This is a genomic window from Mycobacterium sp. THU-M104, assembly GCF_049197365.1.
In the GTDB taxonomy this organism is placed as follows: domain Bacteria; phylum Actinomycetota; class Actinomycetes; order Mycobacteriales; family Mycobacteriaceae; genus Mycobacterium.
Map to the genome: position 1 here is coordinate 1 of NZ_JBMIOP010000193.1, position 11,432 is coordinate 11,432.

The window sequence follows — 11,432 nt, forward strand, 5'->3', positions numbered from 1 at the left end:
GGGCATCGTCGTCGTCACTCCCGGGGACACGCCGCTCCTGGATACCGACACCCTGGCCGACCTGATCGCCGCGCACGGCACGGCCGGGCCCGAGCACGGGGCCGCGGTCACGGTGCTGACCACCACGCTGAGCGATCCCAGCGGCTACGGGCGAATCCTGCGCACCCAGGACAACGAGGTGACCGCAATCGTGGAGCACGCCGACGCGACACCGTCGCAGCGGGAGATCCACGAGGTCAACGCCGGCGTCTATGCCTTCGACCTCGGGGCATTGCGCTGGGCGCTGAGCCGGCTGAGCGCCGACAACGCCCAGCAGGAGCTCTACCTCACCGACGCCGTGGCCATCCTGCGCCGCGACGGCCGTGCCGTGCATGCCCGCCACGTCGACGACAGCGCGCTGGTCGCCGGGGTGAACAACCGCGTCCAGCTCGCCGAACTGGGGGCCGAGTTCAACCGCCGCATCGTCGCCGCACACCAGATGGCCGGGGTGACGATCGTCGATCCCGCCACCACGTGGATCGACGTCGACGTGACGATCGGCCGCGACACCGTCATCCAGCCCGGAACCCAGTTGCTCGGCGGCACCCGGGTCGGCAGTCGCTGCGTCGTCGGCCCGGACACCACGCTGACCGACGTGACCGTCGGTGACGGCGCGGCGGTGGTGCGCACCCACGGCACCCAGTCCTCGATCGGCGACGGCGCAGCGGTCGGGCCCTTCACGTATCTGAGGCCCGGCACCGTGCTGGGAGCGGACGGCAAGCTGGGCGCGTTCGTCGAAACCAAGAACTCCACCATCGGCGCCGGCACCAAGGTCCCGCACCTGACGTACGTCGGCGACGCCGACATCGGCGCACACAGCAACATCGGCGCGTCCAGCGTGTTCGTCAACTACGACGGCGAATCCAAATGGCGCACCACCATCGGCTCGCACGTGCGCACCGGCTCGGACACCATGTTCGTGGCCCCGGTGACCGTCGGCGACGGGGCCTACACCGGCGCCGGCACGGTGGTGCGCGACGACGTCCCCCCCGGGGCGCTGGCGGTCTCGGCCGGACCGCAGCGCAACATCGAAGGCTGGGTACGGCGCAAGCGGCCGGGCAGCGCGGCCGCACAGGCCGCCGCGGAGGCGGCCGGCCGGGACGGCCAGGCGTCCGAGCCCGAATAGACACGGTGAGTTCGTCTCCGGGCAACCCGTGCACGTAGCACTACCCTGCGCTACGTACGATGAAGCTTCTTCCCATTCGATCCCGAACGGCGGGGGCAGCAGCGTGAGCCACGACTGGACCGATAACCGCAAGAACCTGATGCTCTTCTCCGGCCGTGCGCATCCCGAGCTGGCCGAGCAGGTGGCCAAAGAACTCGACGTGCACGTCACCGCCCAGGTCGCGCGGGAGTTCGCCAACGGCGAGATCTTCGTGCGCTTCAACGAGTCGGTGCGCGGCTGCGACGCGTTCGTCCTGCAGTCGTGCCCGATGCCGGTGAACACCTGGCTGATGGAACAGCTGATCATGATCGACGCGCTCAAGCGGGGCAGCGCCAAGCGGATCACCGCGGTCATGCCGTTCTACCCGTACGCCCGGCAGGACAAGAAGCACCGTGGTCGCGAGCCGATCTCCGCGCGGCTGGTCGCCGACCTGCTCAAGACCGCCGGCGCCGACCGGATCGTGACCGTCGACCTGCACACCGACCAGATCCAGGGTTTCTTCGACGGACCCGTCGACCACATGCGCGGCCAGCACCTGCTGACCGCTTACATCAAGGACAACTACCCCGGCGGCGACATGGTGGTGGTCTCCCCGGACTCGGGCCGGGTGCGCATCGCCGAGAAGTGGGCCGACGCGCTGGGCGGAGCCCCGCTGGCGTTCATCCACAAGACCCGCGACCCGCGGGTGCCCAACCAGGTGGTGTCCAACCGCGTGGTCGGCGAGGTCGAGGGGCGCACCTGCGTGCTGATCGACGACATGATCGACACCGGCGGCACCGTCGCCGGCGCGGTGAAGCTGTTGCACGACGACGGCGCCACCGACGTGATCATCGCCGCGACCCACGGTGTGCTCTCGGATCCGGCCGCCGAACGGCTGGCCGGCTGCGGCGCCCGCGAGGTGATTGTCACCAACACGCTCCCGATCGACGACAACAAGCGTTTCCCGCAGCTGACCGTGCTGTCGATCGCGCCGCTGCTGGCCAGTACCATCCGCGCCGTCTTCGAGAATGGTTCAGTCACAGGGCTTTTCGACGGAGACGCATAGATGGGCGCTGAGGCGAGGAAGGCGGTCGTCGCGTCCCGGAACAACCCGCCGCGCGACGAGCCGGCGACGTCGACCCGCGCAATTCTGTGAGAGCACGGGCCATCCGGCTTCTCGCGGTAGTCGCCGCGGCGCTGGCCGCAGCGGCCTGCGCACCGAAAAACCCGGATTTCCGCTCGATCCTGTCGACGACCCCGACCACCAGTGTCACCACGCCTACCGCAAAACCCGTCCCGCTGTCGCAGTATCTACAGAGCATCGGCGTCACCGGCGAGCAGGTGGCACCCGGGTCCCTGCCGGACCTGACCGTGTCGATCCCGACCCCGCCGGGCTGGTCGTCGTTCACCAGCCCGAACATCGCGCCGGAGACGGTGATGCTGTCCAAGGACGGCAAGTTCCCGACCGCGCGGCTGGTGGTGTTTCGGCTGCGCGGCGACTTCGACGCGGCGCAGGTGATCAAGCACGGCAACGACGACGCGCAGCTGTTCGAGAACTTCACGCAGCTGGACGCCTCGGGGGCGCCCTACCACGGTTTTCCGTCGTCGATGATCCAGGGCAGCTACGACCTCGACGGCATGCGGTTGCACAGTGTGAACCGGATCGTCATCGCGACCGGCTCGCCGCCCGCCGGACAGCGCTACCTGGTTCAGCTGACGATCACCAGCCTGGCCGACCAGGCGGTCGCGGAGTCGTCCGGCATCGAGGCGATCATCCACGGTTTCGTCGTCGCGGCGAAGTGACGGGCAGGCGCGGGATCACCGGGCCCACGGCTCTTCCGCTGCAGTTCGACGTCGGGCGCTAGGTTGAAAACCATGACCGACTGGACCGCCGCAGACCTGCCGTCGTTCGCCGGACGCACCGTGATCGTCACCGGCGCCACCAGCGGGCTGGGCGCGGTGACGGCCCGCGAGCTGGCCCGCACTGGCGCCGAGATCGTCATGGCCGTGCGCAACACCGCCAAGGGCGAGGCAGCCGCACGCCGGCTAGCCGGCCGGTTCGAGGTGCGCCAGCTCGACCTTCGGGATCTGTCGTCAGTCCGCCGGTTCGCTGACGGGGTCGACAAAGCAGACGTCCTGATCAACAACGCCGGCATCATGGCCGCACCCTATGCACTGACCGTCGACGGCTTCGAAAGCCAGATCGGCACCAACCACCTCGGCCATTTCGCGCTGACCAACCTGCTGCTGCCCAAGCTCACCGACCGCGTGGTCACTGTCTCCTCGATGGCGCACTGGCCGGGCCGCATCAGCCTCGACGACCTCAACTGGACGAACCGGCCTTATTCGGCGTGGCTGGCCTACAGCCAGTCGAAGCTGGCCAACCTGCTGTTCACCAGCGAATTGCAGCGACGTCTCGACTCGGCGGGTTCGCCGCTGCGCGCCCTGGCCGCCCACCCCGGCTATTCGCACACCAACCTGCAGGGAGCCACCGGCCGCAAGCTCAGCGACGCGCTCGTGTCGGCCGCCACGCGGTTGGTGGCCACCGACGCCGACTTCGGTGCCCGGCAGACCCTGTACGCGGCCGCCGAAGACCTGCCGGGCGACACGTTCGTCGGCCCCCGATTCGGCCACCTCGGCCGGACGCAGCCCGTGGGGCGCAGCCGCCGGGCCCGGGACGCGGCCACGGCCACCGCGCTGTGGGACCTGTCCGAGCAGCTGACCGGCGCCAAATTTCCGCTCTGAGGCGCAGATGCGCTAACCTGGCCGGGCGTCACGGCGAGGGCGGCTGGCCGACCAGCCCCGTTATCGACGGAGACCGACTCACCAGTCGCGACCCTGGCCGTGCCCCGAAACCGGGCAACGAGCACACAGGAGCGACATCATGGCGAAGGCACCGGCCAACCGACTGGCGGTCACGCGGCGGGCCGAGACCGGCAAGGGCGCGTCGCGGCGAGCCCGCCGCGCAGGCAAGATCCCGGCCGTTCTCTACGGTCACGGCGCCGACCCGCAGCACCTGGAGCTGCCCGGCCACGACTACGCGGCCGTGCTGCGCCACGCGGGCACCAACGCCATCCTCACCCTCGACATCGAGGGAACCGAGCAGCTGGCGCTGACCAAGGCGCTCGACATCCACCCCATCCGCCGCGCCATCCAGCACGCCGACCTGGTGGTCGTGCGTCGCGGCGAGAAAGTCGTCGTCGAGGTCAACATCGAGGTGCAGGGTGACGCCGCGCCCGGCACCCTGGTCCGGCACGAAACCAACAGCGTCGAGATCGAGGCCGACATGTCGTCGATCCCCGAGCAACTGACCGTGTCCGTCGAGGGCGTCGAGCCCGGTACCCAGATCACCGCCGGGCAGATCACGCTGCCGGCCGGGGTCAACCTGATCTCCGACCCCGAGTTGCTGGTGGTCAACGTGGTGAACGCGCCGAGCGCCGAGGCGTTGGAGGGCGAAGGCGGCGGCGAGGTCTCCGCGCCCGAGACGGCCGAGGTCGAGGTTCCCGACGAGGCCGGCGAGTAGGCGGCCCGGGACGTGGCCGAACCGCTACTCGTGGTCGGCCTGGGCAATCCCGGAGACAGCTACGCACGTACCCGGCACAACATCGGGTTCATGGTCGCCGACCTGCTGGCCGCGCGGCTGGGCTCAAAGTTCAAGGCGCACAAGCGTTCCGGTGCGGAAGTGGTCAGCGGCCGGCTGGGCGGGCATTCGGTGTTGCTGGCCAAGCCGCGCTGCTACATGAACGAGTCCGGGCGCCAGGTCGGGCCGCTGGCGAAGTTCTACTCGGTGGCCCCGGCCGACGTCGTCGTCATCCACGACGACCTCGACCTGGATTTCGGCCGCATCCGGCTCAAGATCGGCGGCGGTGAGGGCGGCCACAACGGGCTGCGCTCGGTGGCGGCAGCGCTGGGGAGCAAGGAGTTTGCGCGGGTGCGCGTCGGAATCGGCCGCCCGCCCGGGCGCAAAGACCCCGCGGCGTTCGTGCTGGAAAGCTTCAGCAGCGCCGAACGCACCGAAGTCCCCACGCTCTGCGAGCAGGCCGCCGACGCGACCGAGCTGCTCATCGAACTCGGGTTGGAAACCGCGCAAAACCGGGTCCACGCCTGGTAATCCCCTTGGCGAGCAGACGTGAAAACCCCGCGACGCGCCGATCGCGAGGAGCTTTTGTGTCTGCTGGACCGACGTCTGCTGGGGCCGTCTAGGTGACCAGCGTGACCGACGTGGAACGGCGCAGCTTGCCCGACGGGGTCTTCGGGATGGTGCCCGGGCCCAGCACGACGACGTTGCGCGGCCGGACATCGACCTCGGCCACCACCTCGTGGGCAACCTGGTGCTCGATTCGGCGCACCTCGTCGGGGTCCTGCCACGCGTTGGACTCGACCGCGACGGCGAACGTCTCGCGGGAGTGGCCGGCGTCCAGGCGCACCGCGACGGCGCAGCCGGGCCGCACCCCCTCGACGCGGCCGGCGGCGCGCTCGATGTCGGTGGGGTAGATGTTGCGGCCCGCCATGATGATGACGTCCTTGACGCGGCCGCACACCACGACGTGACCCTCCTCGGTGAGGTAGCCGAGGTCCCCGGTGTCATACCAGCCGTGTTCGTCCTGAGCCGGGATGAACCCGCCCATGGTCAGGTAACCGGGTGTCAACGACTCACCGCGCAGCTCGATGACACCGACGCCGCGCGGGGGCAACACGTTGCCGTCGTCGTCGACGACGCGGGCCTCGAGGTCCTTGAGCAGGGGGCCGAGCGTGGCCAGCCGCCGCGTGTTGCCCTTGCCGGCGGGCACGGCCCGGCGCAGCGCGGCCAGCAGGTCGGCATCGACCTCGTCGACGACCAGGCCGGCGTTGCACTCCGAGAACGACACGGCCAGCGTCGTCTCGGCCATGCCGTAGGCCGGCAGGATCGCCGAGGACCTCAGGCCGAACGGCCGGCCCGCGTCCAGCAGGTCCTCGACGTCGGCCGGCTCGACCGGCTCGGCACCGGACAGCGCGAAGCGCAGGCTCGACAGGTCGAAGTCGCCGGGTTTGGCGTTGCGGCGTAACCGCTTGGCGAGCAGGGCGTAGGCGAAGTTGGGCGCCGCGGTCATGGTGCCCTGGTACTTGTCGATGAGCTTGGCCCACAGCAGCGTGTCGCGCAGGAAGTCCATCGGCGTGACCTTGACCAGTTCCGCGCCGAAGTACATCGGGATCGTCAGAAACCCGACCATTCCCATGTCGTGGAAGCAGGGCAGCCAGCTGACCATGACGTCGGAGTCGACGTCGTACTGGGCGCCGATGAACATCGCCTCGGCGTTGGAGTAGATGTTGCGATGGGTGATCTGGACGGCCTTGGGCGACCCGGTCGACCCGGACGTCAGCTGCATCAGCGCCAGGTTGTCCTCGCCGACCTCGACGGGGTCGGCCGGGTCCGACGCCAGCAGATCGGCGACGGTCAGGACTTTGATGCCCTTCTCCTCGAGCACGGGAACGGCCACCAGGAAGGGCTCGGAGACGATGACCGCCTTGGCCTCGATCATGCCGATGACCGTCATGGTGTCCCGGGTCCAGACTGCCAGGTCGGTGCGCGGTGTCGGCTGGTGCAGCATGGTCAGGCTGGCCCCGCGCATCCACAGGCCCTGCGCCGTCGGTGCGATTTCCACGGGGAAGCCGGCGAGCACACCGACCGCGTCGCCGAGGCCGATGCCGGCCCCGGCCAGGCCGCCCGCGATGCGACGCGCCCGCTCGTGAACCTCACCCCAGGTGTGCCGGACTGGTTCGTGGGGTTCACCGGTGACCATGCCGGTCGTGGCCGTGCGGGCGCTCCGGTACATCTTCTCGGTAAACCTGCTCACAGAAGCCTCCTCGGTTCCGGCACTGTACCCCTGACCCGGAATTTCATGTTCCGCCCGCCGGACGCCGCGTGGTAGGCGGCGCGCGAGCACAGTTGGGCAGCGGTTAGGTCTCGAATCGGTGATGGATCGCCGACCCTGCATGCGATCGCGGCCCGCCCGCCGAAGCGCCGGGTGGAGGGATTCTGCTCACCGCTGTTCGTCACCGCGAGCCATCTTAAACTCCTCTTAAGTAACCTCCAAACCCTTACGGCGTTTCGGTGTGATTTCACACCTCGTTTCACACCTCGGTGGGCGACGGCACCACGCGCGCGCCGGGCACCGGGCCGCTGGCAACGCGCACGGTGCGGCAGACGCCCGCCCCAGCCAGCTGGGCGCCGACGTCGACCGCCGAACCCGCCGAGACGCACAGGAACGCGCACGTCGGCCCGGAACCGGACACGATGCCCGTCAGCGCGCCGGCCTCCACGCCGGCGCGCAGGGCACGCCGCAGGCCCGGCTGCAGACTCACCGCGGCCGCCTGCATCTCGTTGCCCAGCAACGGCGCCAGCCCGGCGGGATCGCCTGCGGCCAGCGCGGCCAGCACCGGTCCGGGCTCGGCCAGCCGAGGCGGGTCCCCTGCGTCCCTGAGCCGGTCGAGCTCGGCGAACACCGCAGGGGTCGACAGCCCGTGGCCGGCGAATCCCAGCACCCAGTGGAAGGTGTTGCGGGACAGCACGGTGGCCAGCTCCTCCCCGCGCCCCGTGCCCAGTGCGGTGCCGCCGTGCAGCGCGAACGGTACATCGCTGCCCAACTGGGCGGCCAGCATGCGCAGATCGCGGCGGGGCACACCCAATTCCCACAACGAGTTCATGGCGACCAGCACCGCCGCCGCGTCTGCGCTGCCGCCGGCCATGCCCCCGGCCACCGGGATGGTCTTGTCGATCAGGATCGAGACGTCCGGCGCCCGGCCCACGTGTTCGGCCAACAGTTCGGCGGCCCGCCAGGCAAGATTGCGCTCGTCGGCGGGCAGCGTGTCGGCGCCCTCGCCGAGAAGCTCGAGCGACAGCACGTCGGCATTTCGGACCGTCACCTCGTCGATCAGCGAGAGCGCCTGGAACACCGTCGTCAGCTCGTGATAGCCGTCCTCGCGGCGATCACCCACGGCCAGGTACAGGTTGACCTTGCCGGGCACCCGGACCGTGACCGAACCGGTCGGTACCCACTGCGCGGCGGTGTTGCCGTCAGACATGATCAGCCACGTCAACCACCGCAGCAGACTATCGCTGCAGCCGCCCAGCCACACGCGGCGGTGCCACCCGAGGTCAACACGGTTCAGCCGACGGTGCCCGGCCCGGGAACCTGCGGCACCCCGGCCCGCGGTCCGGTCTGCGCTCCGCCGCCCGGGGAGTGGGCGGAACCGCCGGAGCGCTGCACCAGCCGCACGAAATCCTCGACGGACAACGTCTCACCGCGGCGCGCGGGATCGATGCTCGCGGCCAGCAGGCGGTTCGCCGATTCGTTGCCCGAGCCTGCCCACCCGGCGAACGAATTGCGGGACGTCTTGCGCCGCTGAGCGAAAGCGACGTCCACGAGTTCGAAGACGCGTTGCCGGAAGGCCGCGTCGGTCGGCCACGGCGGGTCAGAATGCCGATCGATGCGGATCAAGCCGGAGTAGACGCGGGGAATCGGCCAGAAAACGGTCGGCGGCACCGTGCCGCAGCGGCGTACCCGGCCGAAGAATCGAACCTTGACGCTGGGCACGCCGTAGTCCTTTCCGCCCGGTTCGGCGGCCAGCCGTTCGGCCACCTCGGCCTGCACCATCACCGTCACGACCTGGACGGACGGGAATTCGGCGAGCAGATGCAACAACGCCGGAACCGCGACGTTGTAGGGCAGATTGGCCACCACCGCAGCGGGCTCGGAGTCGAGGTCACCCCGCTCGAGGGTCAGGACGTCACGGGTGACCACCGTCAGCCGGTGGATCTCGCTGTCCGAGTGTTCGGTCACCGTCTGGGGCAGGCGGGCGGCCAGCACGGGGTCGATCTCCACGGCCGTGACCGTCGCGCCACGGTCGAGCAGGGCCAGCGTGAGCGACCCGAGGCCGGGGCCGATCTCCAGGACATGGTCGGACCGGCCGACGCCGGAAGCCGCAACCACCCGCCGCACCGTGTTGGCGTCGTGAACGAAGTTCTGACCCAGGGACTTGCGGGGCCGAAATTCGAGTTCCCTGGCCAGCCGCCTGATCTCAGTGCGCCCGAGTAGCCGGATGGTCAGCGGGCACCCGCCCGGCCGCTGCATACCGGCCAAGCGCCCCAGCCCTGACGCTGCCGCGTCACCTCCGCGACGGCGATCTGCTCTTCCCGGGTGGCGAGGTCGGCGCGGGGGGCGAACCGCAGGCCGCCGCTGCGTTCCCAGGTGCCCTGGTCGAACTGCACACCACCGTAGTACCCGTTGCCGGTGTTGATCGCCCAGTTCCCGCCGGCCTCGCAGCCCGCGATCGCATCCCAGACGGAACCGCGGTTGATCGGCGGCACCTCGGTGCCCGGTCTGGTGCCTACCCGCACCACGGCCTCCCGCGCCGGGGTGATCACGGTGTTGGCGACGGGCAGCCGGCCCGTCTCGACACCGTTGACCGTGATCACCGCGAACGTCACATCCTGCGTGCCCGGGCTGCCGGCATCCTCGACGACCTGGCGGCTCATGTTCATGTCCGGGTCCTCGACGCGACGTGCGGGCGGCAGCAGCGGGATCCGTTCGGTCACCCGTTCGATCCGGTTGCGGGTCACCTCGACCCGCATGCCCTCGACGATCGGCGCGCTCGCTGGCGGCACCACCTGGTCGCTGTCGGCCAGCGGAGCGCCGGCGGCCCGCAGCAGCCCGGCGACGTCGGCGGCGGGCAGGTGCACCGTGTGCGTCGTGCCGCCGTCGCTGATCTCGACCGTCTTGGCGCTGACGACCGGCAGCGCCATTCCGGCCAGCGGAACCCGGCTGCCCCGCGACGCCGCGGCGGGTGCGGTGTCGGTCATCGCGAGCTGGGCGAGCGCCTCGTCGACGGTGGATGCCGTCGTCCACAACTGCTTGGACTCGCGGCCGTCCAGCGAGATCTGCAGGGGGCGGCTGCGACGCAACACGATGTCGGCGGCGTCGTTCACGCGCACGTCAGCGGCGGGATAGAGATCGTCGCGCGCGGCGACCGTGAAGCCGTTCTCCTGGACGATGTCGAGCACGCGCGACTTCATGGTCGTCACCCGCATCGCGATGCCGTCGACGTTGAGCGTCACGGTCTTGCAGGCACGCACCGCGATCCCGCCCGCGACCGCCACGGCCAACAGCAGCCCCGCGACCACGAGCCGCAACATCGGTGATTGATTCTGGTGAAGTTTTGTCACAACACTCAATGCGCGTCTACCCCGACCTCTGTAAGCACTTCAACGAACTGATTCACCGGAAACCTCGACGTGAAAAATGGGCCCACAGGCCCATCCGTACGATCACAAGACGGTAACGAACCGGCCACGGTTGAGCAACTCCGGGACCGCGTGTCCGCTTCGTCAATTTACGGAACTACGAACCCGCGCCGGGCTCCAGCCCATAGACCCGACGAGCGTTGCCCGTGGTCAGTCGAGCCAACTCCTCGGCCGGACGATCCACCAACTCAGCGATCGCCCGAACAGTATAGGGAAGGCAGTAGGGCTCGTTGGGGGCTCCCCGGTAGGGGTGCGGCGTCAGGAACGGCGCATCGGTCTCCACCAGCAGCTGCCCGGGCGGGATCAGGGCAACGGCCTCGCGCAGCGCGCGGGCGTTGCGGAAGCTGACCGTCCCGGACAGGCTGAGCAGCCAGCCGGCGTCCACGCACCGGCGGGCCATCGCGGCATCCGACGAGAAGCAGTGGAAGATCACGGCGTCGGGAGCGCCTTCGGCGGCCAACACGTCGAGCACCGCGGCGTCCGCGTCGCGGTTGTGGATCATCAGCGGCTTGCCACACCGCTTGGCCAGGTCGATGTGCCAGGCGAACGCCTCGCGTTGCGCGGCGGGCTCGGCGCAGCCGTCCAGGCGCCCGGGCCAGTACAGGTCCATGCCGGTCTCGCCGACCGCCACCACCCGGGGGTGGGCCACCAATTCCTCGATCTCGGCGCGGGCAGCTTCGGTCAGCGCATCCGCGCGGGTCGGGTGCAGCGCGACGGCGGCATAGACGCGCGGGTCCCAGCCGGCGGCCCCGGTCACCCAGCGCGCCGACCCCAGGTCGTCGGCGACCGTGACGACCGCAACCACGCCGACCGCCGCGGCCCGGTCGACGATCGCGGTCACCTCCCCCGCGTCACCGGCCCCGCAGGCGTCGAGGTGCGTATGGGCGTCGATCAGGGGGGACAACGGTGCCGGCGCGGGCGGCGCTTCCCGTTCGGCTGGTTCCTCAGAGCTCACGGCCACACAATAGG

The 11,432-nt window shown here is 70.0% G+C and carries 11 protein-coding genes; 6 read left to right on the forward strand and 5 right to left on the reverse strand.

Going from position 1 to position 11,432, the window contains the following annotated elements; genetic code table 11:
- The 6 genes from glmU to pth all read left to right on the forward strand — a co-directional run.
- Positions 1-1,165, forward strand: a 1,165-nt coding sequence (gene glmU / locus ACOJVU_RS15255; protein ID WP_421530548.1) for a bifunctional UDP-N-acetylglucosamine diphosphorylase/glucosamine-1-phosphate N-acetyltransferase GlmU, incomplete at its 5' end; no start/stop codon positions are given.
- Between the two features lie 103 nt (positions 1,166-1,268).
- Positions 1,269-2,249, forward strand: coding sequence for a ribose-phosphate diphosphokinase (locus ACOJVU_RS15260; protein ID WP_421530549.1), 981 nt, complete (start codon positions 1,269-1,271; stop codon positions 2,247-2,249).
- A gap of 86 nt (positions 2,250-2,335) precedes the next feature.
- Positions 2,336-2,986, forward strand: a complete 651-nt coding sequence (locus tag ACOJVU_RS15265; protein WP_421530550.1) for an LpqN/LpqT family lipoprotein — start codon at positions 2,336-2,338, stop codon at positions 2,984-2,986.
- Between the two features lie 72 nt (positions 2,987-3,058).
- A complete protein-coding gene (locus ACOJVU_RS15270) occupies positions 3,059-3,928 on the forward strand; it encodes an oxidoreductase (RefSeq protein WP_421530551.1) in 870 nt (289 codons plus the stop codon).
- 139 nt (positions 3,929-4,067) lie between these two features.
- A complete protein-coding gene (locus tag ACOJVU_RS15275; protein ID WP_421530552.1) occupies positions 4,068-4,706 on the forward strand; it encodes a 50S ribosomal protein L25/general stress protein Ctc in 639 nt (212 codons plus the stop codon).
- A 12-nt stretch (positions 4,707-4,718) separates the two neighbouring features.
- Positions 4,719-5,294 carry an aminoacyl-tRNA hydrolase gene (pth, locus tag ACOJVU_RS15280; protein ID WP_421530553.1) on the forward strand — a complete coding sequence of 192 codons (576 nt, stop codon included), beginning with the start codon at positions 4,719-4,721 and terminating at the stop codon, positions 5,292-5,294.
- 88 nt (positions 5,295-5,382) lie between these two features.
- Here pth and ACOJVU_RS15285 read toward each other — a convergent pair whose 3' ends face one another.
- The 5 genes from ACOJVU_RS15285 to ACOJVU_RS15305 all read right to left on the reverse strand — a co-directional run bounded on the left by ACOJVU_RS15285 (position 5,383) and on the right by ACOJVU_RS15305 (position 11,424).
- The gene (locus ACOJVU_RS15285; RefSeq protein ID WP_421530554.1) at positions 5,383-7,017 is read right to left on the reverse strand and encodes a fatty acyl-AMP ligase; all 1,635 of its coding nucleotides are present in this window, start codon (positions 7,015-7,017) and stop codon (positions 5,383-5,385) included.
- A 277-nt stretch (positions 7,018-7,294) separates the two neighbouring features.
- Complete coding sequence (locus ACOJVU_RS15290; RefSeq protein ID WP_421530575.1) at positions 7,295-8,251, reverse strand: 4-(cytidine 5'-diphospho)-2-C-methyl-D-erythritol kinase; 957 nt, start codon at positions 8,249-8,251, stop codon at positions 7,295-7,297.
- 77 nt (positions 8,252-8,328) lie between these two features.
- A complete protein-coding gene (gene rsmA / locus ACOJVU_RS15295; RefSeq protein ID WP_421530576.1) occupies positions 8,329-9,294 on the reverse strand; it encodes a 16S rRNA (adenine(1518)-N(6)/adenine(1519)-N(6))-dimethyltransferase RsmA in 966 nt (321 codons plus the stop codon).
- A complete protein-coding gene (locus tag ACOJVU_RS15300) occupies positions 9,267-10,355 on the reverse strand; it encodes a transglycosylase family protein (RefSeq protein ID WP_421530555.1) in 1,089 nt (362 codons plus the stop codon). Before ACOJVU_RS15300 ends, rsmA begins: the two co-directional genes overlap by 28 nt.
- A gap of 205 nt (positions 10,356-10,560) precedes the next feature.
- Positions 10,561-11,424 (reverse strand): TatD family hydrolase, encoded by an 864-nt coding sequence (locus ACOJVU_RS15305; protein ID WP_421530556.1) that lies wholly within the window; start codon positions 11,422-11,424, stop codon positions 10,561-10,563.
- Positions 11,425-11,432: the final 8 nt, after the last annotated feature.